The 25,662-nt window shown below is 69.6% G+C and carries 19 protein-coding genes and 1 pseudogene; 8 read left to right on the forward strand and 12 right to left on the reverse strand.

All coding sequences use genetic code 11. The annotated features are described in order from the left end of the window. Window positions 1–121 precede the first annotated feature (121 nt). Window positions 122–4,210 (forward strand): ThuA domain-containing protein, encoded by a 4,089-nt coding sequence (locus D7318_RS10580; protein WP_120696649.1) that lies wholly within the window; start codon window positions 122–124, stop codon window positions 4,208–4,210. Between the two features lie 152 nt (window positions 4,211–4,362). Here the strand turns inward: D7318_RS10580 and D7318_RS10585 are convergent, their stop codons facing one another. From D7318_RS10585 to D7318_RS10610, 6 genes are all read right to left on the reverse strand, one after another. Beyond that, on the reverse strand, window positions 4,363–4,695 hold the full coding sequence (locus D7318_RS10585; protein ID WP_120696650.1) for a MazG-like family protein: 333 nt from the start codon (window positions 4,693–4,695) through the stop codon (window positions 4,363–4,365). A 38-nt stretch (window positions 4,696–4,733) separates the two neighbouring features. Then, complete coding sequence (locus D7318_RS10590) at window positions 4,734–5,558, reverse strand: endonuclease/exonuclease/phosphatase family protein (RefSeq protein WP_120696651.1); 825 nt, start codon at window positions 5,556–5,558, stop codon at window positions 4,734–4,736. Next, complete coding sequence (gene tmk, locus D7318_RS10595; RefSeq protein WP_120696652.1) at window positions 5,555–6,175, reverse strand: dTMP kinase; 621 nt, start codon at window positions 6,173–6,175, stop codon at window positions 5,555–5,557. Before tmk ends, D7318_RS10590 begins: the two co-directional genes overlap by 4 nt. Continuing rightward, window positions 6,172–7,275, reverse strand: a complete 1,104-nt coding sequence (locus D7318_RS10600; protein ID WP_120696653.1) for a radical SAM protein — start codon at window positions 7,273–7,275, stop codon at window positions 6,172–6,174. Before D7318_RS10600 ends, tmk begins: the two co-directional genes overlap by 4 nt. Window positions 7,276–7,762: 487 nt before the next feature. After that, window positions 7,763–9,250, reverse strand: coding sequence for a non-reducing end alpha-L-arabinofuranosidase family hydrolase (locus D7318_RS10605; RefSeq protein ID WP_230423618.1), 1,488 nt, complete (start codon window positions 9,248–9,250; stop codon window positions 7,763–7,765). 196 nt (window positions 9,251–9,446) lie between these two features. Then, window positions 9,447–10,688 (reverse strand): glycoside hydrolase family 30 beta sandwich domain-containing protein, encoded by a 1,242-nt coding sequence (locus D7318_RS10610; protein ID WP_230423619.1) that lies wholly within the window; start codon window positions 10,686–10,688, stop codon window positions 9,447–9,449. Between the two features lie 779 nt (window positions 10,689–11,467). Between D7318_RS10610 and D7318_RS10615 the strand changes: the two genes are divergently transcribed. Further along, window positions 11,468–12,397, forward strand: coding sequence for an alpha/beta hydrolase family esterase (locus tag D7318_RS10615; RefSeq protein ID WP_220729599.1), 930 nt, complete (start codon window positions 11,468–11,470; stop codon window positions 12,395–12,397). 230 nt (window positions 12,398–12,627) lie between these two features. On the opposite strand, the gene D7318_RS10620 is transcribed toward D7318_RS10615, so the two are convergent. Beyond that, window positions 12,628–13,656: a LacI family DNA-binding transcriptional regulator gene (locus D7318_RS10620; RefSeq protein ID WP_120696656.1), complete on the reverse strand. Its 1,029-nt coding sequence runs from the start codon at window positions 13,654–13,656 to the stop codon at window positions 12,628–12,630. Between the two features lie 178 nt (window positions 13,657–13,834). Here D7318_RS10620 and D7318_RS10625 point away from each other — a divergent pair, with 178 nt between their 5' ends. From D7318_RS10625 to D7318_RS10645, 5 genes are all read left to right on the forward strand, one after another. Further along, complete coding sequence (locus tag D7318_RS10625) at window positions 13,835–15,190, forward strand: ABC transporter substrate-binding protein (RefSeq protein ID WP_120696657.1); 1,356 nt, start codon at window positions 13,835–13,837, stop codon at window positions 15,188–15,190. After that, window positions 15,187–16,089 carry a carbohydrate ABC transporter permease gene (locus tag D7318_RS10630; protein WP_120696658.1) on the forward strand — a complete coding sequence of 301 codons (903 nt, stop codon included), beginning with the start codon at window positions 15,187–15,189 and terminating at the stop codon, window positions 16,087–16,089. The genes D7318_RS10625 and D7318_RS10630 overlap by 4 nt, the downstream gene beginning before the upstream one ends. Continuing rightward, window positions 16,086–16,910 (forward strand): carbohydrate ABC transporter permease, encoded by an 825-nt coding sequence (locus tag D7318_RS10635; RefSeq protein WP_183091354.1) that lies wholly within the window; start codon window positions 16,086–16,088, stop codon window positions 16,908–16,910. Before D7318_RS10630 ends, D7318_RS10635 begins: the two co-directional genes overlap by 4 nt. A gap of 76 nt (window positions 16,911–16,986) precedes the next feature. After that, entirely contained in the window at window positions 16,987–17,961 is a 975-nt protein-coding gene (locus tag D7318_RS10640; protein ID WP_120696659.1) for a glycoside hydrolase family 68 protein, read from the forward strand. Further along, window positions 17,958–19,142 carry a serine hydrolase domain-containing protein gene (locus D7318_RS10645; RefSeq protein WP_120696660.1) on the forward strand — a complete coding sequence of 395 codons (1,185 nt, stop codon included), beginning with the start codon at window positions 17,958–17,960 and terminating at the stop codon, window positions 19,140–19,142. The genes D7318_RS10640 and D7318_RS10645 overlap by 4 nt, the downstream gene beginning before the upstream one ends. A gap of 52 nt (window positions 19,143–19,194) precedes the next feature. On the opposite strand, the gene D7318_RS10650 is transcribed toward D7318_RS10645, so the two are convergent. The 4 genes from D7318_RS10650 to D7318_RS10665 all read right to left on the reverse strand — a co-directional run bounded on the left by D7318_RS10650 (window position 19,195) and on the right by D7318_RS10665 (window position 23,892). Beyond that, entirely contained in the window at window positions 19,195–20,640 is a 1,446-nt protein-coding gene (locus tag D7318_RS10650) for a glycoside hydrolase family 30 protein (RefSeq protein ID WP_120696661.1), read from the reverse strand. Window positions 20,641–20,702: 62 nt separating this feature from the next. After that, window positions 20,703–22,019, reverse strand: a complete 1,317-nt coding sequence (locus tag D7318_RS10655; protein ID WP_120696662.1) for an ABC transporter substrate-binding protein — start codon at window positions 22,017–22,019, stop codon at window positions 20,703–20,705. A 15-nt stretch (window positions 22,020–22,034) separates the two neighbouring features. Beyond that, window positions 22,035–22,832 carry a carbohydrate ABC transporter permease gene (locus D7318_RS10660; RefSeq protein ID WP_120696694.1) on the reverse strand — a complete coding sequence of 266 codons (798 nt, stop codon included), beginning with the start codon at window positions 22,830–22,832 and terminating at the stop codon, window positions 22,035–22,037. A gap of 115 nt (window positions 22,833–22,947) precedes the next feature. Beyond that, the gene (locus D7318_RS10665) at window positions 22,948–23,892 is read right to left on the reverse strand and encodes a carbohydrate ABC transporter permease (RefSeq protein WP_120696663.1); all 945 of its coding nucleotides are present in this window, start codon (window positions 23,890–23,892) and stop codon (window positions 22,948–22,950) included. A gap of 361 nt (window positions 23,893–24,253) precedes the next feature. Here D7318_RS10665 and D7318_RS10670 point away from each other — a divergent pair, with 361 nt between their 5' ends. Further along, window positions 24,254–25,237, forward strand: coding sequence for a LacI family DNA-binding transcriptional regulator (locus tag D7318_RS10670; protein WP_220729601.1), 984 nt, complete (start codon window positions 24,254–24,256; stop codon window positions 25,235–25,237). 51 nt (window positions 25,238–25,288) lie between these two features. Here D7318_RS10670 and D7318_RS10675 read toward each other — a convergent pair. Continuing rightward, a pseudogene (locus tag D7318_RS10675) lies at window positions 25,289–25,662 on the reverse strand (cupin); the annotation flags it as partial.

Below are 25,662 nucleotides of genomic sequence, written 5' to 3' on the forward strand. Positions count from 1 at the left end.
GACTTCCCGGAGACATCGACCTCCGCCGTGGAAGTGCCCCGGGGTGCGCCGTGCGGACCAATGAGCTCGGCCATCAACACATCATCGATCCGCTTTCGCATCGAAGCCATGGAGAAAAGCCATGCGAAGATTCCGACGGTGCGCGCTGTTCACGGTGGTGGCGACATTCCTGATCTCGTTCCTCCCAGGAGTCTCCCCCAGCGTCGCGCAGGACACCGAACAGGACTACAGCGTACTGTTCTTCCACAAAACGACCGGATTCCGCCATCAGTCGATCGAATCGGCCATCACCGCCGTCGAGGAACTGGGCCAGGAGAACGGCTTCTCGGTGACCGAGACCCAGGATGCCTCGGTCTTCACCGACGAGGAGCTGGCGCAGTACGCGGCCATCGTCTTCTACACCGACGGCGAGAACACCCTCGACACCGGGCAACGGCACGCCTTCGAGCGCTACATCCAGCGCGGCGGCGGATTCGCCGGGCTGCATTCGGCGTCGAACATGGACAAGACCGACTGGCCCTGGTGGTCCGACCTGATGGGCGGCGCCTTCTTCCGTAACCACCCCTCCGGCGCCGACCAGTTCCAGGAGGCGACGGTACGGATCGAGGACCCGACGCATCCCTCCACCGCCGATCTGCCCGCCGAGTGGGTGCGTTCGGACGAGTGGTACAACTTCACGGCCAACCCGCGCGAGAAGGTGCATGTCCTCGCGACGCTCGACGAGTCGACGTACAACCCGGGCTCCGGCGCGATGGGGGATGACCACCCGATCGCCTGGTGCTCCGACTTCGACGGCGGCCGCACCTGGTACTCGGCGCTCGGCCATCAGCCGGAGCACTACGACGAGCCGCTGCTGCGCCAGCACATCCTCGGGGGCATCCAGTGGGCGGCGGGCGCGGCCGAGGGCGACTGCGGCGAGCCGCGCGAGGGGATTCCGACGGAGTCCTCGTTCGAGAAGGTCGCGCTCGACGACAACACCGCCAACCCGATGGAGCTGGCCGTCGCCCCCGACGGGCGGGTCTTCTACGTCGAGTTGGGCGGTGCGGTGAAGATCTGGGACCCGGAGACGGGTGGCGTGGAGGTCGCCGGGCAGATCCCGGTCCACCGCGGCAACGAGAACGGGCTGCTCGGCATCGCCCTCGACCCGGACTTCGAGACGAACCAGTGGCTCTACCTCTTCTACAGCGCGCCATCGCCCGAGGTGCAGCACGTCTCCCGGTTCACGCTCGACGGCCACACCCTGGACCTCGAGTCCGAATCGGTCCTGCTGGAGATACCGCACCAGCGTGAGGTGTGCTGTCACTCCGCGGGCTCGATGACGTTCGGCCCCGGGGGCGAACTCCTCATCTCCACCGGCGACGACACCGCGCACTTCGCGTCGAACGGCTTCTCGCCGATCGACGGCCGCGTGCACGAGCAGCACACCAGCGAGGACGCGCAGCACTCCTACGACGCGCGGCGCACCTCGGGCAACACCAACGACCTGCGGGGCAAGATCCTGCGGATCACGCCCGAGGACGACGGCACGTACTCGATCCCCGAGGGCAACCTGTTCCCGCCGGGCACCGAGGACACCAGACCCGAGATCTACACGATGGGTCACCGCAACCCGTTCCGGATCGCCGTGGACGACGAGACCGGCTGGGTCTACGCGGGCGAGGTGGGCCCCGACGCGGGCAGCGACAACCCCGACCGCGGCCCGCGCGGCTACGACGAGTGGAACCAGATCCGCGAGGCGGGCAACTACGGCTGGCCGTACTGCATCGCCGACAACCAGCCGTACCGGGAGTGGGACTTCGCCACCAACACCCCGGGCGAGTTCTTCGACTGCGAGAACGGCCCCGCCAACGACTCGCCGTTCAACACCGGCCTCGACGTCGTGCCGCCGGCGAAGGACGCGTTCGTCTGGTACCCGTACGGTGCGTCGCCCGAGTTCCCCGAGATCCCGCAGGGCGGCGGGCGCACCGCGTACGCCGGTGACGTCTACCACTACGAGGAAGGGCTGCTGGGCGACGGCCAGTTCCCCGCGTACTACGACGACGCGGTGTTCGTCATGGAGTGGTCGCGGAAGTGGATCGGCGCGCTCAGGCTCGACGAGAACGGCGACTACGAGAGCTTCGAGCGGTTCATGCCGAGCACCCTCTTCCGCAGCCCGCACGACATGGAGTTCGGCCCTGACGGAGCCATGTACCTGATCGAGTGGGGCATGGACTTCAACTACGGAGGGGCGAACGTCAACCCGGACTCCGGCCTTTACAAGATCAACTACACCAAGGGGGCACGCACCCCCGTCGCCGAGGCCAGCTCCGACCGGGACTCCGGGCCCGCGCCGCTCGAGGTCGCCTTCTCCAGCGAGGGCAGCCACGACCCGGACGGCGACGAGCTGACCTACGCCTGGGACCTCGGCGACGGCACGACGTCGGACGAGCCCAACCCGACCCACACCTACACCGAACCCGGCGAGTACAGCGCGCGGTTGACCGTCACCGACCCGTCGGGGCGGTCGAGCAGCTCCAATCTCACCATCACGGCGGGCAACACCCGCCCCGAGGTGACCGTGGAGCTTCCACACAACGGCCAGGTCTTCGAGTGGGGTGACGAGATCCCCTTCAGGGTCTCGGTGACGGACGCCGAGGACGGCTCGGGCGACGCGATCGACTGCGAGCGCGTCAGCGTCCAGCAGGGCCTCTACCACGACGAGGGCGGCAACGCCCATGTGCACCCGGGCCAGGCGGAGACCGGCTGCGAGGGCGTGCTCGTCACCCAGACCGACGCGGAGCACGGCGATGCCGCCGACATCGCGCTGACGGTGACGGCCAGCTACACCGACCTCGGTGGCGAGGCGGGTGCGCCGGAGCTGATCGGTGGCGTGACCCACTTCCTCCAGCAGAAGCGCAAGGAGGTCGAGCACTTCGGCGAATCGTCGGACATCGGCGTCGGCGACGCGAACGACGAGGAGACCGGCGGCGGCGAGGCGATCACCGGGCAGGGCGGCGCCTGGGCGTCGTACGAGCCCTACAACCTCGACGGCATCGGCGAGATGACGCTGCGCGCGGCGGCGGCCGACGACGCCACGGTCGAGGTGCGGCGCGACGCGCCCGACGGCGAGCTGCTTGGCACCGCCCAGATCGAGGGCGATGTCGGAGCGCCACGGGCCGAGGGCCCCGAGGGCTTCGGCGGCGCCGTCCGGCTCAACGGGCCGAGTCAGCTGGAGAACGTGGAGCTGCCGGAAGGAGTCGTCAGCGGCCTGGAGGACTTCACCATCTCGACATGGGTGAACTGGTCGGGCGGCCAGTCGTGGGCGAGGATCTTCGACTTCGGCTCGGGGACGGGCAACTTCATGTTCCTGACGCCGAGTGCCGGGGGTACGGGGAACCTCAGGTTCGCGATCACGACCGGCTCGGGCGAGCAGCAGATCAACGGCTCGCAGCCGTTGCCCACCGACGGCTGGCAGCACGTTGCCGTCAGCCTGTCGGGCACGACCGGGACGCTGTATCTGAATGGCGAGCCGGTGGGGACCAACAACAATCTGACGCTGACCCCGTCGGATCTGGGCGCGACCGACCAGAACTGGATCGGTGACTCGCAGTGGTCCGCCGACCCGCTGCTCAACGGCGCGGTCGACGACTTCAACATCTTCGGCCGTGCCCTGTCGGGGGACGAGATCCAGTCCCTGACCGCGGCTCCCGGCGGCGGTGACCTCGGCGGCGGCGACGTCGCCTGGTACCGGTTCGACGAGGACGGCGGCACCACCGCCGTGGACTCATCGGGACAGGGCAACGACGCGCGCGTCGTCATCGCCGAAGACGCCGCGACCTGGCAGAACGTGACGTTCGACGTGAGTCGGAGCGAGGAGACGTTCGCGCTGTACCTGGTCTTCCCCGACGGCCAGGCGCGGGTGAACTGGATGGAGTTCGCCGAGGGCGAGATCGTCGACCCTGGCGCGTGTTCCGATCCGGACCAGCGGGCGACCGTGATCACCGGCGATGTCGACAGCGGGGTGCCCAACCGGGACACGGGCGACGGATGCACGATCAACGACCTCATCCTCGACGAGCAGACGTGGCCCGATCACGGCGCGTTCGTCAGACACGTGCGGGAGGTGACCGACCAGCTCGTGGCGGATGACGTGATCACGCGCCGGGAGGCGAACGCGATCAACCGCGCCGCGGCGCGCAGCGACGTCGGAAGGGGGCTCATGGCGCTCTGACGCGGCTCCCTCACACACTCGGGTGGCCCGGGGCGACAACAGCCCCCGGGCCACCCGCCCACGTTCCGCCACTCCCTGCCCACCCGGCGACTCACGGACGCCCCCCGCCGGTCGTGGGCTGCCGTTCAGCAGGTGGGGCCACGACTCGTGATTCACGCGGTCGGCCCCGCCGCGTCAAGAGAGCGCTCGGCGACGCGGTTGAGGTGGTACTCGAAGAGCTTCTGTGCGTCGGGGTTGATGGTCGCAAGCGACACCATGCTCGTCAGAATGACGTCGCACAGTTCCTTCTCCACGTCGGTCCAGGTGTGGCTGGCGCCCTTCCGCGGATTCGAGCCCATGGCACCGTGAATGGCTTCGGCGACCTCCCCGGCCTCCTCCTGGATCTTCAGCACGCGCAGCAGGCGCGTCAGCTCGGGGGAATGGGTGTTGTGGGCGTCGAGCCATTCCACAAGGCGCTTGATCGTGGTCCAGGTCGCCGAGTCCATGTGCTCACCGATTCGTGAGGGAGGTGGGGCACCGGCGGTCAGAAGAGAGTTTCTGCGGCCGGCGTGACGGACGGGTCGGACACTACCAAGGGGGCGGCGACGGGAAGGCGGAGTTCGGCCGACATCGCGGAGTGGTCGGTCAGCCGGGCTTCGCGTGGCTCGTGTACGTAGTGGCAGTCCACGACGAGGGGCGTGAGGTGCCCGGAGACGAAGATGTGGTCGTAGCGGTATCCGTCTCCCGTCCGGCCGACCCAGGAGTATGCGTCCGTGTCCGGGTGGTGCAGACGGAACGCGTCCTGGTAGCCGGTCTGCCCGAGCCAGTCGTAGAACTCGTACTCGAAGGGCCGGAAGAAGCCGTAGCGGGGCCGGTGGGTGGGCTCGAGGATGTTGAGATCGCCGAGCACGAGTCGTGCGGCCGGAGCGCTTCCTGTCGGGAGCTCTTCGCGGCAGGCGGTGAGAAAACGACGCTTCCGTTCAGTCTTCTCCGGTGTGGCGTCGCGGGACGGTACGTAGAGGCCGATGATGTCCACCGTGCCGGACACAGTTTTGACCGCTGTGGATGCGGCGCGGCATGAGAGGTAGCTGACCTTGAATGGTGCCGGGTCCGCGATGGGGAGGCGGCTGACGATCATGGCGCCGCGTTCGCCCGGCTCGGGTTCCTGGAAGACCACCTCGTAGCCCGCTTCGGAGAATCGGGTGGCCAAGAGGTCGCACCCTCTGCTCGGGGCTGTCTCGGTGAGCACCAGGACGTGTTCCGGGCGGGCGGCGAGCCAGGCGAGCTGTCGTTCGGCCCGCTCGGGCGAGGGGTTGTTGAGATTGAAGGTCAGGACGCGGAGGTGGTCCGCGTTCGTCTCAGGTGTCATGGGTGTCCCTGGCGGAGTGCGGCAACTTCGGCAGCGATCGTACGGGCCAGGGCCTCAGGTGTGGCGGTGGTCGCGTCGAGTACGCGTGTGTGGATGCCGCGGCTCGTGAGTGATGCTGCGGCCTCCTGGTACAGCTCGTACTCGATCCGGCTGCTGTCCGGCAGCCGTTCGTACCGGCTGTGCGGGCCTCCCCTCCCCGCGAGGCGATCGGCGATCACCCGGGGATCGGCGGTGAGGATGACGGCCAGGCCGGGGTGATCGGCGAACCGGTTCAGTTCCCAGATCGTGCGAAGCGTGATGTTGTCCATGCGTTGCAGGACGAGCGAGGAAGCGATGTACCGGTCACAGACCACGACGGCACCGGCCATCAGGGCGGGCCTGATCTCGGTTGAGAGATGCTGATACCGGTCGGCCGCGACAAGACAGGCCATCGCCATGCCGCGGTAGGTCTCCGTGCCGTGCCTGGCCAGGTTACCCAGCGGCGTGTCCGTGGGCTCCCGGGTGGCGAACACGGTGAACCGGTCGTCAACGAGTTGGGCGACGGTGGCGGCGACCACAGTGGACTTACCGACGCCGCCGGGACCGTCTACCGTCACGAACAGGCCCTTGTCGTTCACGCGGCGATCACCGACAGAAGACGCCGCCCGCCCGCGGAGACGGGGCAGACTTCTTCGTCCAGGGCACCGATGCGCTTCCCGGTCGAGACAACCGCGGCCGGGCAGCCTTTCCCGCAGGCCGTGGAAATGGCGCAGGAGCCGCAGGTGTCGTTGTCTCCCGGGGTGTAGCGGTTGTGGAAGTCGGAGGAGTCCAGCCGCTCTCCGATGTCGGGGTCCCGGAAGATGTTGCCGACGATGAACTCCGTGTCGCTGTGCCGGGACTGCGGGGTTCGGGCGGCGAACACCAGGTAGGGGCACACGGTGACCTCGCCCAGGGTGAAGACGTAGACGATGCGCCCGGCCTCACACCCGGCCAGGGGCTTGGTGTCGTTGGGGAAGCGAATGTGGACCAGCTCCAGGCCGTCGCCGTCGAAGGGCTCGGTGAGGGCCTGGATGCGCCGCATGTGCTCCTCGGGGCTGGCAAGCTTGCGCTGCGCCTTCACGCCGCGTCCCATGCTGCTGAGCGGGTTCATCAGCACGTAGCGGGCACCCTGCTCCTTGGCGAAGGCGCACAGCTCCCGGTACTCCTCGTCCTCCGCCAGGTTGTTCGGGGTGCAGAGAAGGCCCTGAAGGATTCCGGCGGCGGCGAACTTCCTCACGGTCTCCACGGTGGTGTGGAACGACTCCCGGTTGCCGCGGAACTTGCCGTGCGACGCGGCGGCGAAGCCGTCGAGACTCACGTTCATGTGGACGCCCATTCCCGCCAGTGCGGTGATCTGTTCCTCGGTGGTGATCGTGGCGTTCGTGCACACGCCCACGCCCATGCCCGCCGAGCGGAACGTCTCCACCACGTCGAGGAAGTCCGGGTGCGCGAAGGGCTCGCCACCGGTCAGCGTCACCCGGATGACCCGGGCGTCCGCCAGCCGGGGCACGACCTTCTCGCGGATCTCCTCAAGCGGCATGGCATCGCCGTAGTCCCCCGCGCTGACGAAGCAGTGGGCGCAGTGCAGGTTGCAGCGCTCGGTGATCTGTACCAGTGCCTTCCGGTAGGGCTCTTCCACGGAGGTGCGGAAGTAGCACGATGAACTTTGTCCAGAGTTGACGACACTGCGCGCGCTCATGACCTTGACTCCCGTTTGCTTCGGATCGAATGCCGTGATGGCGCCGTTCCTCGCGTTCCACTGCCGTTCTCGATGTACCCCAGGTCGGATTCGACTGACGGTGCTCCGCTGTGCGGCAGCCGAGTGGGAGGCGTTGGAGCACGGAGTCCGAGACGGTGAGTTCGGATCGACCACCTGACCGGCGACCGCCCGCCGACACGTTCGAGTGCGGCCCGCACCGGCCTCTGGGGTGGGCTGCCGCTGTTCTTGGGGTCGGCTCCGCCGGCTGGTCACCCCGGATGCGGCGAATGAATGAATCACTTCACGAGCACGCGACCCGCCGTTCGCCCGGCACGTGCGCAACGCGTGAACAACAGCGGTCGCAGAGAGCGGCGGAAGCCCAGGTAACGGGCACAGAGACCTCGGTGTCCGAGGGGAGAGTTCACGTCCCTCCTCGGACACCGGTGGATCCACGCGTGTAGGCGTGCGACGGATCGTGGGCTGCCGTTCAGCAGGTGGGGTCGGTCTGGGTCAGCAGGCCCATCCGCCAGGGGAGCCTGATGTAGTCGCCGCCCGCGTTCGGGTCCATGCCCTGGTACAGGAACCGGAGGCGGCACGGGTCGATGGTGAGGGTCTGGTCGTTGTCGGCCCTCAGGAGCTCGCCATGGCTGAAGTCCTGTGTCCAGGACGGTGTACCGGAAGGGAAGGTCACGTTGGTGGAGCGGGCGAACGGATTGGACTCGCTCGCGTGCAGTGCGCTCCAGGGGCCGCCGAGGCTGCCGGAGGTGAACGAGCGGTACCAGCGGCGGCCGTTGGAGCCGATGGCCTCCTGGAGCAGCAGATACTCGCCGGTGTCGCCGACCTTGTAGACGGCGGTGCCCTCGAAGAGGTTGAAGCGGTTGGCGTCTTCGAGGGCGATGACGGTGTTGCCGAAGCCGTTGGGGAAGTTGGCCAACGAGGTCTGGGAACGGTAGATGTGGCCGTTGTCGTCGCTGGAGAAAAGGTGGCAGTTGGCCGTGTCGCAGATGACCCAGAAGTCGAGCCAGGCGCCGTTTCCGATGTTCTGCTCGACGATGGGCGGCACGCTGCTCATGAAGTTGCGCGGTGTCGACCAGGACGTCGGGTCGCTGGGGTCGCTGCTGACCGAGTACGAGGGCAGTCCTGTCTGGTAGACCAGGTACCACAGGTTCTGTGGTTCGAAGTAGAACAGGTGCGGGGCCGCGCGGTATCCGGGACCGACGCCCGAGGCGGTGTCGAGGAACGTGTGCTGCGCGTCGGCGGCCTGGGGCCAGTCCGGGAACGCGAAGTGCGCGAGATTCCAGCCCCTGCTCGGGCTCGCGGTGGTCGCGTAGACCTGCCACTCGCCGTTGTGCCTGACCACGGTGAAGTCCTTGATCGCGGCGATGTCCTGGTGGCTCGCGTCCTGCCGCGGCCCCGCGAGCACCCCGCTCGAGCTCCACCGCATCGACGAGGGCAGCGACGAGCCGGGGTCGCCGCCACCGTCCACGCGCACGAGTCGCCACTGCTGGTGGGTGCCGCCCCGGTCGGCGTACTGGACGATGTCGGCGCCGTCGTCGGTGGCGGCGTTCCGCACCTCGATGGCCTTGCCGCTGTTGCGATTGATCAGGCGCACATGGCCGCCGTCGGAGTCGGCGAGCCTGAACTGCTGGTTGGCGCCGTTGTGGTCGGCCCACTGGACGATGCCCGCGTTGTCCGCGGTGGACCAGTCGAGGACATCGAGGACCTTCCCCGAGTGCCGCGACCTGAGGCGGTACCAGCCGCCGCCCGAGTCGACGAACTGCCACTGCTGCTGGGCCTGGTCGTTGCGCGACCACTGGGCGATCCGCGCGCCGTCGTGTGTCGCCAGGTTGTACACGTCGAGCGCCTTGCCGCTGTTCCGGTTCACCAGCACATACGACGCGCTGGTGTCGACCGTCGCGGCCGAGGCCGCGGGGGCACCGGCCACGCTCAACAGGCCCGCCAGGAGCGAGATCACGGCCAGCCCGATCGTCGTGCTCGGCCGTCGACCTCGCCGTAACCAGCGGCGCGGCCCTCTGCCCACCCCGGTCCGCGGCGCGGACGCCGGGGAGCCTTTCGCCCCGATCATGGGTACTCCGTTCCATGGTCCGGGCCACGCAGCGCCGCTCGCGTGCGTGACCGCCGGAGGGATATGACCGCCCGAGGAGCCCGGGTCACGCCGTCACGAAGGTCGTCACGCTGCGAGCGGGAAGCGTGGCGGTGAAGGAGCGGTTCGACACGCCGGTCGTGCCCTGCGGCGCGACGTTCCTGCCCGCGTCGGTCAGCCAGGACGAGACGCTGGACGCGGCGCCGCTCGCCAGGGTGAACTGCTGGCTCACCGCGGACGTCCCCTTGTTGATGGCGACGACGACGACCGAGGAGCCGCCGCCCCGGTACGCCGAGACATAGACGTTCGACGCGGGGTTCGCCGTCGCCTCGATCCGCACATGTCCCGGGCGGACGAACCTGGCGAAGTGCGCCATGTTGGCGCCGCGCTTGCTGATCTGGCCGTCCTCCCGCATGGGGCCGTAGCCGCGGCGGATGTACCACCAGATGTACGCCTGGAACTCGGCGTCCACCATGGCGCGGTGGATGTGCTCCCCCACGTCGAGCGCCTGGGGCCACAGGTCCGCCGAGTCGCTGCTGTTGGGGTGGTAGACCTCGGTCATCCAGAGCTCTTTGCCCGCGCCCCGCTGCTTGAAGAGGGGGTAGGGGAAGTTCGCGAACGGCGTGCCGTAGAGGTGGGCCCCGATGATGTCCACGTTGGCGAGCGCTGTGGAGTCGTTGAGAATCGGGTCCGAGATGTTCTTCAGGTACTGGAAGGACTCGGGCGCGATGACCCTGGTGCCGATCGACCCCGCGTTCTCCCGCAGGAACCTGACGATCTCGGCGGGGGTCCACCACGTCCAGTCGTGCGCGTAGTCGGGCTCGTTCTGCACGGAGATGCCGTAGAGGTTCACCCCGTTGTTCCGCAGGTGCGTGGTGAAGTCGTTCAGGTGCTGGGCATAGGCGCCGTACATGTCGTACCTGAGGCGTCTCGCGTCGGTCTGGCTGCCGCGGACGAAGGTCTCGACCATGTGGGCGGGCGGATTCCACGGCGACGCGATGACGGTCGCCCCGAGCTCGATGGCGCGCCTCGCCGTCGCCACGTCACGGCCCCAGTCCGCCTGGGACTCGGGGACGGGGATCCGCAGCACGGAGAAGCCCAGCCGCCCCTCGCCCTGGCCGAACGCCGTGTCCCGCTGAGCGGCCGTCAGGTCGCCGATCCAGGCCGAGTGGGTCATGCCCCCGAAGCCCCGGATCGTCTGCCGCTGCGCCGACGGGTCGATGACCGCCGTGGCGGCGGCCGTGACGGCCGCGGCTCCCGAGGCGCCCACGAGCGAGGTCGCGGCCGTGAGGACCGGCAGGGTCCCCATCGTCGCGAGTAACCTTCTCCGGCTCGGCGATCCCGGCTCGCCGCTCATGGGCTCGTTCCGACGTTGCGTCATGTCTTCTCCTTCTGCTGGCTGCTGCCGCCGATCCATGCGCGCGGGAGCGCTCCCATTCATGGGCGTGGCCCCACGCGCACCCTGGTCGGCGGAGGTGTCGCCCGACGTCGCCCCGGCCTGCTCCCGGCGGCCCGAGCAGAACCATGATCGTTCGAGATGGCGAACGTCGTTCATAATCGCGAAATCCCTGGAAAGTTAACGACCCCCTCCGCAGCCGTCAACCCTCCGCGCGGCAGCCCGTTGCCACGCCGCGGGAGCACAAGCGCCCGACGCTCCAGGGGGGTTGACGCCGCGCGTCAACGCCTTATGCTCCTCGTCTGACAGACCGGTCACCATTCGACATATCGAATGACCCAGGGTCGGATCGCTCTGTCCCGCTCAACAGATCACCGCATGACCGCACGCCCGCCCGTCTTTTCCGTACCGGTGGGCCCCCCACGTGCATCACGGTGTCGCACGCCTGTCGACGACGGGCGATGCCTTGGGGTGCCGCCCGCCGACAGAGCCGCCATGGAGTCGTCAGTGCCTCCCCCGACACGCCGTCGCGCCCGCATCCGCGGGGCGATGACCGCGCGTCCGCCTCCCGCGTCCGCATGGCCACGTCCCGGCCGTGACCCCGTTCCCCCCGGGGCGCCCGACGGCGCCCTTCCTCACGAGCAAGGAGAAGCACATGTCCCTGCCCACTTCTCAACGGCGGGAGCAGACACATGATGTCGCTGCGTAAGCTCTTACTCGCCCCCGTCGCCGCCGCCGCGGCCCTCGTGCTCGCCACGGCGGGCCCCGCGGTGAGCAGCGGTCAGGCCGCGGCCACGCCCGCCGCGGGCGCCGATTCCGCCGCGTCCGCCGCGGCGACCGCCGGGTGCGGCGAGAGCCCTTCGCTCCAGGACGGCACGCACACGATCCGCAGCGGCGGCAAGGACCGCAGCTTCATCCTGGACATCCCCGACGGCTACGACAGCAATCGCCCCTACCGGCTGGTCCTGGGATTCCACTGGTGGGGCGGCACCGCGAACGATGTCGCCACAGGCCAGACCGTGGAAACGGGTGTCTGGGCCTACTACGGGCTCAAGCGGCTGGCCGACAACAGCACCATCTTCGTCGCGCCCCAGGGCATAGGCAACGGCTGGGCCAACGCCGGCGGCGAGGACATCACCCTCGTCGACGACATCCTCAGGACGGTCGAGGCGGACCTCTGCGTCGACACGTCGCGGCGCTTCGCCCTCGGCTTCAGCTACGGCGGGGCCATGAGCTACTCGATCGCCTGCTCACGCCCCGACGTCTTCCGCGCGGTCGCGGTCTACGGCGCGCCAGGGCAGCTCAGCGGGTGCAGCGGCGGCACCGGGTCCATCGCCTACTTCGGGGCACATGGCATCGGGGACAACATCGGGCGCGGGGAGTCGCTGCGCGACACCTTCGTCAGGAACAACGGCTGCACTCCTCAGGACACACCGGAGCCTGGCCAGGGCAGCCTGACGCACATCACCACCACCTACTCGGGGTGCTCAGCGGGCAATCCGGTGGTCTGGGCCGCGTTCGACGGAGGCCACATCGCGGCTCCGCAGGACGGGGCTCCCGGTGACAGCGGCTCCAACTCCTGGCTGCCCGGGGAGACATGGCGGTTCTTCACGCAGTTCTAGCCTCCCCGCGGAGCAGCCGGTCGGCACCTCGGTGACGGCGGGGCACCGGGGGTGGATCCCGACCGGGATCCACCCCCGGACACGTCCGCGCACGGCGGCTGTTCGCGCGCGGCGACGCCTCACTGCCATGAGCGACGGCACCACGGAGCTCCACCGCCTCCGCACCCGGTGGCGTCATCGACGCTCCGGTGGCGCCCCCCATGGGCGCGCCCGAGCAGTCGGATCGGCTCTCAACGGCCGCGTGGCGGCCCGATCGACGCACGCTCCACCACCGGCATCGGGACCAGCGTCTCCGCGCCGGGCTCGTCACCGAGCAGAAGGTCCACCGCGCGGCGGCCCATGGCCTCGTGGGGCAGGGCGATCGTGGTGAGGCCCGGGCGGAGATAGGCGGTGACCTCGTCGTTGTCGAAGGACACGATCGAGATGTCGTCGGGGATCCGCAGGCCCGCCTCGGTCACGGCCTGGTAGGCACCGAACGCGAGCCGGTCGTTCATACAGATCAGCGCGCGCACGTCGGGGCACTGTCGCAGCAGCTCCATGGTGGACGTGTAGCCGTGCTGGGGCTCCCACTGCCAGATGGACTTCTCGGCCACGAACTCCAGGCCGTGATCGGCCATCGCGCCGCGGATGCCCGCGACCCGCCGCGCGACGGTCGTGGAACGGAACACGTCGCCCTCCGCCTCGTCGCTCTGGCCGATCAGCGCGATGCCCTCGGCGTGACCGGCCTCGACGAGGAGCCGCACAGCCGCGCGGCCACCGGGCTCCTCGTCGGGCAGCACCGCGGCGGGGTGGCGGGCGTTGGTGGCGTTGAGCATGACGGCGTCGGTCCCCTCGGGCAGCTCGGGGACGAAGAGCTCACGTGCCCGCATCACGGCGAATATGACGCCGTCGACCTGCCGGTCGAGCAGCGCGGCGATCGCCTCGCCCTCGCGCTTCGGGTCCCCGCCGGTCTCCGCCACCAGCACCACGTGCCCCGCGTTCTCCGCCGCCTCGAGCGCGCCCTTGATGAGCCCGCTCGCGAATCGGGTGGTGGCGACGAGGTCCGAGACGAAGCCGATGGTGAGCGTCTTGGCGGTGCGCAGCCCCCGAGCGGCCACGTTGGGCCGGTAGCCCAGCTCCGCCGCGGCAGCGTGCACCCGCCGGTGGGCGTCCTCCGAGAGCCGGGTGTCAGGGCGCCCGTTGAGGATCATCGACGCCGCGGTGGTGGACAGGCCGGCGCGGCGGGCGACGTCGGCCAGCGTGACTCGTCTGCGCGACATCGCGCTCCTTCTCGCTCGGAGGTCGTGTCCGGAACGAGTCCTGAACAGGACTTGACAGCTGGACTCTTGCGCGCTCAGTGTAGCGAGCGCTAAATCCTTTTAGCAAGTGAGCCGCCCAGCACATACCGGGCAGCGACACCGATTTCACACCTGTTCACAGGGAGACAAAGGAGTCGACATGGCATTCAGTGACGGGCGGCGCCGGTCGGGGCGCTCCTCGGTGGTGGCCGTGGTCGCCGCCGGGCTGGCCCTCGCGGCCTGCGCGCCTGGCGGCGACGAGTCGTCGTCCGCGCCGAGGGACGACGTGGAGGTCAGCACCGAACTCACCTCGGACGAGGTCACGCTGACCATCGCGGACGAGACCGGGTTCCCGCTCACGGACGAACTGGCGGCGGAGTTCACCCGGCAGCACCCGAACATCACCTTCGACATCAACCGCGACACGTTCCAGAACCTGACCGCCAACGCGCCGCGACTGCTGGCGAGCGACTCGCCGCCCGACCTGATCCGGCTGCCCACCATCGGGGACACGGCGCGGGACGGCCTGCTCGCCGATCTCGACCCGTATTACGAGGCTTACGGCTGGGACACATGGTCCGAGTCACAGCTCGCGCCGCTGCGGATGGACGAGGACGGCGTCCGCGGATCCGGGCCGCTGTACCAGCTCGGCCTTGGCTACAGCGTGACCGGGATCTTCATGAACCTCGACATCGCCGAGGAGCTGGGCATAGACGGCCCGCCGGAAACCCTCGCCGAGTTGGAGGAGAACCTGGCGACCGCCCAGGAGAACGGCGTGCTTCCCATCGTGGCCGGCGACAAGGACGGCGTCGTGAACTTCGTCGTCCAGGCGGCCATGAACCAGTACGCGGACAAGGACGAGTTCCTTTCCTGGATGTTCAACGAGCCAGGAGCGGCCTACAACACGCCGGAGAACGTGCGGGGCGCGGAGCTGATCCGCGAGTGGGCGGACGCCGGTTACTTCTCGGAGGACATCAACTCCCTCGACTACTTCGCGTTCGTCACCGAGTTCTCCGAGGGCGGGGGCCTGTTCACGTTCAACGGCAACTGGGAGGCCGCCAACTACCAGGAGGCCCTCGGCGACGACGTGGCGTTCTTCCTGGTGCCGCCGGAGAACGAGGGGGACGGGCACGTCGCGATGGGCGCGGCCAACTCCTTCGCGGTGGCGGCGAACTCACCGCACATCGACGAGATCGCGCACTTCCTCGACTGGGTTCACACCGACCCCGCGGCCCGGCAGATCGTCGTCGACGTCACGGGGGCCTCTCCCGGCGGCGACCCGAGCCTGCCGTTGCCGGAGACCGAGCCCGGCTCGCTCGCCGAGTCCGCCCTCGAGATGGCGGCGCGGATCAGCGAGGAGGACGGGCAGGTCGACTTCATGGCCAACACGACCGCGGGCATCTACGCGGGCTCGATCATTCCCGAGTCCCAGCTTCTCGTGACGAGTCAGATCACCGGGCAGGAGTTCGCGGACCGCGTGCAGGCGTTCTACGAGAGCGAGGTCGGCGACCGATGATCCGTGCCGGCGCCCATCGGCGGGCGGCGGTCCGGCGGAACACCGCCCGTGGGTGGCTCCTGCTGCTGCCTGCCCTCGCGGCGTACGTCGGGTTCGTGGTCTGGCCGCTCGGCATGGGCATCCAGTACTCGTTCTTCGACTGGAACGGGGTCGGCCCCGCGACCTGGGTCGGGCTCGACAACTACGCCTCGGTCTTCGGCGACCCGGAGTTGCTCGGCTCGATCCGCAACGCGTTCGTACTGATCGTCTTCTTCACCGTCATCCCCGTGACCGTCGGTCTGGTCCTTGCCACGCTCATCCGCTCGCTGCGGTCCGGGGCGTTCTCGCGGGCGTCCCAGACCATCCTGTTCCTGCCGCAGGTCATCCCCCTCGCGGCGGCGGGCATCGCGTGGTCCTGGATGTACGCGCAGACCGGCGCGGTGAACGAGATCCTCGGCCGGCTCGGCCTCGACGGGCTGACCCGACCGTGGCTGGCCGACTACGACACGGCGCTCCCCGCCGTGGGGCTCATCGGTTCCTGGGTGCTGACCGGCCTGTGCACCGTGCTCCTCCTCACCGGCATCGGGAAGATCGACCGTTCCCTCTACGAGGCGGTCCGGCTCGACGGCGCCGGCTGGTGGCGGGAGTTCTTCACCATCACCCTGCCGGGACTGCGCCAGGAGATCGCGGTGCTGGTGACGATCAGCATCATCGCGGCGCTGAGCAGCTTCGACATCATCTACACGTCCACCCAGGGAGGCCCGGGGCGCGCGACGCTCGTCCCCGGCATCTCGATCTACCGGATCGGATTCACCCAGAGCGATGTGGGGTTGGCGTCGGCCTTCGGGATCGTGCTGATGATCCTGGTGCTGGCCTGCGTCCTGCCGATCCAGCGTCTGGCGAGAGTGAGGGACCGTTGATCACCAGCCGCACCGAGGTCGTGGTCGGTCGCGTCCTCCTGCTCCTCGCCCTCGCGCTCACCCTCCTGCCCCTGCTCAACATGGCCTCGGCGGCACTCCAGCCGGCCGAGGTGAACCCCAGAGGGCTGAGCTGGCCCTCGGATCCGCAGTGGGGGAACTTCGTCACCGCCTTCGAGACGGGGCACGTCTGGCGGCTGATGGGGTCGAGCCTGCTCATCGTGCTCGGCGTGGTGCCCGCCGCCCTCCTGATCGCGACCCTCGCGGGGTACGCGCTCGGCTCGCTGCGCGTGCGGGGCGGTGGCGCCGTGCTGCTGTTCCTGGTGCTGGGCCTGACCATCCCGTTCGAGGCGCTGATCATCCCGCTCTACTACCAGGCCGAGGCGCTGGGCACGCTGAACACCCGGTGGGCCGTGATCCTGCCGCTGATCGGGCTGTTCATGCCGTTCAGCGTCTTCTGGATGCGGGCCCACTTCGTGAACGTCCCACCTGAGCTGTCCGAGGCGGCCCGTGTCGACGGGGCCGGACTGTGGCAGGAGTTCCGGCGGATCCAGCTCCCGCTCGCGACGCCCGCGCTGTCCGCCCTGGCCATCCTGCTCTTCCTGTGGACCTGGAACCAGTTCCTCCTGCCCGTGGTCCTGATCGACGACCCGCTGAACCGCACGGCGGCCGGTGCGCTCACCTTCTTCCAGGGCCAGTACTCGCTGAGCATCCCGTTGCTGAACGCGGGCGCGCTCATCGTCATCACGCCGGTGATCATCGTGTTCCTGATCTTCCAGCGGCAGTTCGTCAAGGCACTGCTCCAAGGCGCGGTGAAGAGCTGATCCCCACCCGGAGCCCGCGCGGGCGACTCCTGTCCGCGCGGGCGCCCTCGCCCGACCCCACCGAAACGAGCACCTCGTGACCTTCGCCCTGGACGACCACTGGGTCTGGGACTTCTGGCTCGCCGAGACCGGCGACCTCTTCCACCTCTTCTACCTGCACGCGCCGCGTTCCCTCGGCGACCCCGACCTGCGGCACCGCAACGCCTCCATCGGCCACGCCGTCTCACGCGACCTGCGGCACTGGGCGGACCGGGGTCCCGTGCTCGGCCCCGGGAACGCCGGGGACTTCGACGAGACCGCCACCTGGACCGGCAGCGTCATCCGTGCACCGGACGGCTCGTGGCGGATGTTCTACACCGGCGCCCGGTTCCCTTCCGCGGACTCCCCGGTCAACATCGAGACGATCGGCGTGGCGACCTCGGCCGACCTGGCCACGTGGACGAAGTCGCCCACCCCCGCGCTCGCCGCGGATCCCCGCTGGTACGAGACCCTGCCGGACCGGACATGGCGCGAGGAGGCGTGGCGCGACCCCTGGGTGTTCGCCGATCCGGGCGGCGACGGGTGGCACATGCTGATCACCGCGCGCGCCGCGCACGGTGACCCGCTGGACCGCGGCGTCGTGGCCCACGCGATGTCCCCCGACCTGGAGACCTGGACCGTCCGCGAGCCGCTGAGCGCCCCCGGTGCGGGCTTCGCGCATCTGGAGGTGCCCCAGCTGGTCACGATCGAGGGCCGGGGCGCGCTCCTCTTCTCCTGCGACACCGCGCACCTCGCGGGCGAACGAAGGACCCGCGGCGAGCGGGGCGGGATCTGGGCGGTCGCGGTCGAAGGCGCCACGGGCCCGATCCGGCCGGCGGAGGCGGCTCGGGTCACCGGCGACGACCTCTACAGCGGCCGAGCGGTTCGCGACGCCACCGGACGCTGGGTGCTGCTGGCGTTCGAGAACGTCGGGCGGGACGGGGACTTCGTGGGCCGGGTCTGCGACCCGCTGCCCCTGGGCTGGTCCGATGACGGGCGTCTTTCGGTCGTCGTCGAGGAGCCCGTCCGATGACGCCCGCCGTCCGCGGCCGGGTCACCCCCGGCTTCGAGGCGGTGCGCACCGCGTTCGAGGCCGCGTTCGACGACGGCGAGGACATGGGCGCCGCGCTGGCGATCCGGCACCGTGGCGTTCCCGTCGTGGATCTGTGGGGCGGAGTCGCCGACGCCCGCACCGGCGCCCGCTGGCGGGAGGACACGGCGAGTGTGATCTTCTCGTGCACCAAGGGGCTGATGTCCATCGTCGCGGCCCGGCTGGTGCAGGAGGGAAGGCTCGACTACGACGCCCGGGTCGCGGTGTACTGGCCGGAGTTCGCTCGGGCGGGCAAGGGGTCCGTGACGGTCGGGGACATCCTGTCCCACCGCGCCGGTCTCTCCGCGCCGCGGAGCCCGCTCTCCCCCGCCGATGTCCTCGACTGGGACGCGGTGACGACGGCGCTGGCCGGGCAGGAACCGCTGTGGGAGCCGGGCACCGCGCACGCCTACCACGCGCTCACCCACGGCTGGCTGATCGGCGAGGTCGTCCGGCGCGTCACCGGCCAAGGGGTCGGGCGGCACTTCGCCGGGACGGTGGCCGACCCGCTCGGCGCCGACGCCTGGATCGGGCTCCCCGAGCCGTTGCACGACCGGGTCGCCCACCTGACCGTCGGTCCCACGCTCTCCCGGCTGGTGGAGCGGCAGGCACGCGCGCGAACGCCCGGCGTGCCCGACTGGCCGACCCTGGCGACGACACTCGGCGGCGCGTTCCCGCTCGAACTGGCCGGGCCTGGATCGGGCTTCAACGACCCCGCCGTGCGCACCGCCGAGATACCCGGTGCCGGGGGCATCGCCACGGCGCGTGCCCTGGCGGCCGTCTGGTCGGCGACGATCACCGAGACCGACGGCGTGCGGCTCCTCGACGACGCCACGCTGCGGAGCGCGCTCGAGGCACGGAGCGAGGGGCAGCCGTTCTTCGCCGCGCCGGGACCATGGGCGCGGTGGGCGATGGGTTTCCAGCTGGACTCGGCGGCGCGCCGTTATGTCACGGCACGCGGCTTCGGCCACGACGGGGCAGGAGGACAGGTCGCCTTCGCCGATCCCGGGGCGGGGGTCGGGTTCGCCTTCCTCACCAACCGGATGGAGGCGGGCGACGACCCGCGCGCGACCCGGATCGTCGATGCCCTGCGTTCGGTGCTGGGTGGCGCGGCGGCGGGGTGACACCCGGCAACGGTGGTTGCCGGGTGTCACCCCGCCCGCGATCGGGGATCCGCTACGCCTGGTCCAGCACCACGGTGGTCAGCGAGCGCGGCGGCAGGTTCACCGCCAGTCGCCCGCCCGCGACGTTCGCCCTCCCGGTGCGCTCGAGGTCGTGGGACTCGTCGGTGAGGTAGACGTCGCCGCGCCCGCCCGCGCCGCCGGTGACGTCGAGGCCCTGGCGGACCGGGCCGGTGCCCGTGTTCAGGATCTCCAGCACCCTGCTGCCGTCGGCGTTCCTGAACGCCGACACCCGCACGTCGTCGCTCGTGGACTCCGCGGCCACCCGGACCGCCTCGGGGCGTATGAAGCGGCTGAACGCGGCCATCGCCCACAGGCGTTTGGAGACGCGGTACTCGGGCCCTTCCATCCGGATCAGGGCGCGGGTGGCGTCGATCGAGGCGCCGAACCAGTAGATGTAGCCGTTGGCCTCGGCCTCGGTGAGGGTCCCCAGGATGTCCTCGGCGACGGTGATGCCGTCATAGCCGCTGCCGTCGTCCCACGCCTCGTTCCAGTCGGGGCCGCTGGGGCTCCACTCCGACATCCAGGTGTGCTCGTCGGTCGGCAGCGCGGTGCGCGCCGGGTCCCCGTAGCGGTGGGCGGTGTGGATGTCGACCGCTTCGGATGCCTCGGGGTCGGCCTCGATCGCCTCGGTGAACTCCTGATCCGCTGCCCACCCGACGGTGTCGCAGCAGACGACGTTCATGTGCGACAGCTCCGAGTCCTCGACCGCGTCGGCGAGGTAGGGCGCCATGTCGGCCGCCTGCTCGGGGGTCATGTCCATGGAGGCGTAATCGGTCACCCAGCCCGGCTCGTTGGTGAAGCCGATGTCGGTGATGTCGATGCCCTCCTGGGCGTAGAAACGCGCGTACTGCACCAGGTAGTCGGCGTACGCCCGCCGCCAGTCGCCGCTGTCGCACGCGGCGGCCCCCGGCGGCCCGCACAGCGTTCCGCCGTTCGCGTCGGTGCCGTTGGTCTTCATGTAGCCGGGGGCGCTCCAAGCGTCGGCGTAGAAGCGTTCGACCCCGTACTCCTGGGCCTCCCTGGCCAGCCAGAGCTGGCCGCCGTCGTGGCCGTCCCACTCGTAGCGCGGCTCGGCTTCGGGGCCTCCCGGGTCCGTGGGCTGGATCGACCTCATGTGGTCGTAGACCTCGTCGGCGGACGAGCCGATGCCGAGCCGCAGGATGCTCAGGCCCGCCCCGGTCTCGGTGTCGAGCAGCAGGTCGAGGATCTCCCGCCGGTGCTCCGGCGTGAGGCCGCGGGAACCGCTCATGATGTCCGCGCGCTGGAAGGCCTCCGAGAAGCCGAAGCCGTCGATGATCTGCTGTGCGTCGCCGAAGTCGACGCTCCCGGTGGCGCGTTGGGCCGCGTCGGCGGCTTCGGCGGCGGCGGTCGTCGATGCCAGGGGCAGCAGCGTCACGGCCAGGGCACCGGCCATGATCGCGCGGATCGTTCGGGGCAAGGTGCTGTCCTTTCGGTCGTTGTCGACGGGGGGAAGCGCGGCCGTTCCGCTCGCTCGACCGCTCAGTCGACCGCTCTGACGGAGTCCGTGAGCTCGTTGATGAACCCCTCCGCCGCCTCCCGCGGGGATGTCTCGCCGAGCAGGGCCTGCTGTGTGTAGCGGTTGAGCAGCGCGTCGAGGGTGCTGGCGCCGTTCGGCGTGATGGGCGGGGTGTCGCCCATCTCCTGGGCGACGCTCTCGGAGAAGGCCAGCGCCTCCCTGCCGGTGTCGTCCAGGTCGGGCTCGATGGCCTCGGTGAACGCGGGGTTGGCGGGCTCGCCCCGGTCGAGGCCGAAGATCTCCCCGACGCGGGTGTCGTTCGTCAGGAAGTCGATCAACAGGGCGGCCTCGGCCGGGTGTTCGGACGTGGAGGCCGCCACCCAGTACATCGTGGGCTTCGGATACTGGAACCCGGGCTCGATGCCGTCGCCCGACGGCCAGTTGACAAGGTCGAGGTCGAAGTCGGGGGCGGCCGACTGGTAGGCGATGAACGCGCCCGCGGGGATGAAGGCCATGGCGGTCCTGCCCGTGACCAGGTCGGTCTGGTCGAGCGTCGCACCCGTTGTCTCGATGATGTGGTCGACCGAGGGCGCGGCGCCGCTGTCGATCCAGTCCAGCTGGCGCTGCCAGAAGCTGGCGAGGACGTCGGCGGAGAGGGCGACTCCCTCGTCGTCGAAGACCTCCGAGCCCTGCTGGCGGGCCCAGACCCCCAGGCTGAAGGAGTCGGCGAAGGGACTGACCCCACGGACCTCGCCGTCGGATGCCGTCACGAGGTCATCGGCGGCCCGGGTGAACTCGTCCCATGTCCAGTCGGAGGTGTCGGGGAGCTCCACGCCGTACTCCTCGAACAGCGTGGTGTTGATGATGACGCCGTTCGCCGCGCCGCCGAGGGGGACGGCGTACTGGGTGCCGTCCACCCGGCCCGTTTCGAGGATCCGCTCGTCGAGGGCCGAGATGTCGAGGATGTTGGAGACCCCGGACAGGTCGAGCAGGGCGCCCCGATCGGCATACGAGGAGAGATAGATCTGATCGAACTGGGAGACGTCGGGCATGTCACCGGCGGCGGTGGTGGTCGCCATCCGGTCCCAGTACCCTCCCCACTCCGCGTACTGCGGATCGACGTCGATGTTCGGGTACTCCTCCTCGAACAGCTCGATGGCCTCGAGCGTCAGCTGCGCCCTGGCCTCGGCGCCCCACCAGGCGTAGGAGATCGTCACGTCGCCATCCGAGAGTTCGGGATTCCTGACGGGCTCGGCCCCCACGCCGCAGGCGGCGAGGGTCACCCCGGCCGTGGCGGCGGCGACGCCCGCGCGGAGCGCGCGCGATGTATGACGCTTCATGGTTGTCCTCCCTTGCTATTTGCCGCCGGTGGTGGCGATGCCGCGGAGCAGGAATCGCTGGCCGAACAGGAACACCAGGAACACCGGGATCAGCGACACGACGCTCATGGCGAACATGGCGCCGAAGTCGGACTGGGTCTGTGCGTCGATGAACGAACGCAATGCGACGGGCACCGTGTAGAGATCGGGCTTGGTCACGAAGATGAGCTGCGTGAAAAAGTCGTTCCACGTCCAGATGAACGTGAAGATCGCCGTCGTCGCGAGCGCGGGCACCATGAGCGGCAGCATGATCTGCCCGTAGATGCGCAGATGCCCCGCCCCGTCGATCCGCGCCGCCTCGTCCAGCTCCCGGGGAATGCCCCGGATGAACTGCACCATCAGGAAGATGAAGAACGCGTCCGTCGCCAGGAACTTCGGCACGATGAGCGGGAGATAGGTGTTGATCCAGTCGAGCTGGGCGTAGAAGACATACTGCGGAATGATCAGGACGTGGATCGGCAGCATGATCGTGACCAGCATGAGGACGAACGCGAGCCGCCTGGCGCGGAACCTCAGGCGCGCGAACGCATAGGCCGCCATCGAGCAGGAGATCAGATTGCCGATCACCGAACCGAGCACAACCAGAAACGAGTTGAGCAGATACGTGCTGAATGGATAGCTGAGCGCATCCCAGCCGGTCGGGTAGTGGTCGAAGTCGAAGGTGTCGACCAGCAGTCCCGGGCTGGTGAAGATGTCGTCGTTCGGGCGCAGGGAGCTGGCGACCATCCACAGCAACGGATAGAGCATCACCAGGGCGAGGGCGATCAGCCCCATGTGCTTGAGCACGCCGGTGACACGCCGCCGGGCGCGGCGGCTCCCGCGGGGGGCGGCGGGCGCGGGCCCCGGGTCGCTCGACGCGGTCTCGGGCCGCCGGGCACGCTGAAGAGCGTCAGTCATGGTAGAAGACCCAATACTTGGAGGCCCAGAAGTTGAGCGCGGTGAAGGCGCCGATGATGATCAACAACAGCCACGCGAGGGCGGAGGCGTAGCCCATCCGGAAGCTTGTGAAGCCCTCCTGATAGAGGTAGAGCGAGAAGAAGAGCGTCGAATCGCTCGGCCCGCCCGTGCCGTTGGACACGATGAACGCCTGCGTGAACGACTGGAAGCTGCCGATCAGCCCGAGCACCAGGTTGAAGAAGATGATCGGGCTCAGCAGCGGCAGCGTGATCGAGAGCAGCTGCCGTCTCCTGGACGCCCCGTCGGTCGCCGCGGCCTCGTACAGCTCGCGCGGTATCTGCCGCAGACCCGCGAGGAAGATGACCATCGGCGCGCCGAACGTCCACACATGCAGGATGATCAACGTCCCCAGCGCGGTGTCCGGGTCGGAGACCCAACTCGGGCCGTCCACGCCGAAGATGTCGAGGAAGGAGTTCACCAGGCCATCGGCGCCGAACACCAGCCGCCAGAGCACGGCGATCGCCACGCTGGCGCCGAGCAGCGAGGGCAGATAGAGGATGGACCGGTAGAGGGAAAGGCCCCGGATGCCGCGGTCGAGCAGCAGCGCCAGGCCGAGGGCGACGACCAGTTGGAGCGGCACGGAGACGATCACATAGGTGAAGGTGACCTGGAGCGACTCCGCGAGACGGTCGTCGGTGAACATGCGCCTGATGTTCTCCAGGCCGGTGAACTTCGGGTCCTGGAGCAGGTTGTAGTCCGTGAACGCCAGGTACAGCGACGTGATCATCGGCCCGATCGTGATGGCGAGCAGGCCGAGCAGCCAGGGCGCGAGAAAGATCGCGGCGACCTTGTTGTCGCGGGTCTCCTCATCGGTCCCTGCCGGGCCGGTCCGGCGGCGTGACCGGCTGATCGAGCGGAACTCGTCCAGCGCGCTCATCGCGGGGGTCCGGGGGAGGTAAGGGGCGGGTGCAAGCGTGCTCCTCTTTGAGTACGTGCCGCATGGCGTGGGTGTCTGCGACCTCGGCCGTACCGCGGGACCGGTCTGGGCCTCGCGCACGGGCGGTGCGCTTCGCGACGCGCCGAGCGTCGCCGCGGATGGCGGCGCGATGACCGCCACGGGCCGCGCGACACAAGAATGTGATCGATAACTGTTATCGATAACAGTTGCGTGCCGTTACCGTAGGAGCGCCCGCTTTGGGATGTCAACAGCCGTGCACGCACCAGTCCGTATGTCGCGCCGTCCGTCGGAGGGGATATTGATCAAGCCAGAGCCGCCACGACGAGCAACCATCTATGAGGTGGCCCGTCTGGCCGGGGTCTCGCACCAGACCGTCTCGCGCTACCTTCGCGGTGAACGCCTGAAGCCGGCGACCCGGGAGAAGGTCGACGCAGCGGTCAAGGACCTCGACTACCGTCCGAACCAGCTGGCCCGCTCCATGCGCACGCGCCGCACCAACCGGCTCGCCGTGGTGCTGCCCATGCCGAGCACGTTCCCCCTGCGGCTGCTCAGCGCCGCGTCGGCCACGGCGCACAAGGCCGACTACGAGCTGGAGCTGGTCAGCGTGGAGGGCGGCTCCGAGGCTCGTTCCGACCGGGTGCGCGAGCTGGCCGAATCGGGCCGGGTCGAGGGCATCCTGTCGCTGGCGTCGCTGGACGAGGACATCGGGTCCACGTCTCCGGTGCCCGTGCTGACCACAGGGGACTACGACGACCAGATGCGCGGTCTAGGGCTGCTCGCCGACGGCTCGCCGGTCGTCGACGTCATCGAGTACCTCGTCTCCCTGGGCCACCAGGACTTCCTCCATGTCGCGGGGTCCCAGAGCTGGGCTTCGGCGCGGAACCGCAAGCGCGTCTACCTGGAGACGATCGAGCGCCTCGGTCTTCGGTCGCACGGCGTGGTCGACGGGAACTGGTCGGCCCGGTCCGGCTACGACGCCATCGTCGACCTGCCCGACGACACGGAGGTCACCGCCGTCGTCGCCGTCAACGACACCGTTGCCATGGGGGTGGTGCGCGGCGCGTTGTCGCGGCGCTGGCAGGTCCCGCGCGACCTCAGCGTCTTCGGCTGGGACGACGACGAGATCGCGCGCTTCGCCACCCCTTCGCTCTCGACCATCGCCATCGACCGTGAGGCGCAGGGACGGGACGCGATGCTGCGGCTCATCGCGGCCATCCGAGGAGAGCCGGTGCCGGAGTCCGGCGTGCGCTCGATCAACCGGCTGGTGCCGCGCGAGTCCACGGGGCGGCCGCGCCAGGGACCCGCCCCGGCGCGGCAGGGCTGACCGCCCCCCGGGGAGGGGGACGACCAGCGTCGGGCCGAGCACGCGGCGGCGTCAGGCGGCGGGCATGTGCTCTGTCACCCCCGGCAGTTCGTATTCGTCGCGGCGGCCGCACATGCCGTAGCCGCCCTCGCGGCTGGGGCTGGCGTCGAGTGCGGTGGCGTCGGCCAGATAGGCCGGGTCGCCCGCCTCGAGGGCGTCGAGCTGGTCGCCGGTGCGCCGCGCGGTGGCCAGGGGACCCTCGCGCCACAGCTCACGCCACGCGGGGACCTTGACCCGCACCAGGCGGGCGGCGGCGCGCTGGAACTCCAGATACGGACCGTTGTCCCCGGCCGCCAACGCCTCCCGCAGCGGGAGGAACCCCTCGACGGCCAGATCACGGCGCCTGCGCGCCGCCGCCTCCGCCTCAGACCCCGACTTCGCCGGGA

Origin of the sequence: Streptomyces radicis (assembly GCF_003626575.1) — a bacterium.
In the GTDB taxonomy this organism is placed as follows: domain Bacteria; phylum Actinomycetota; class Actinomycetes; order Streptomycetales; family Streptomycetaceae; genus Streptomyces; species Streptomyces radicis.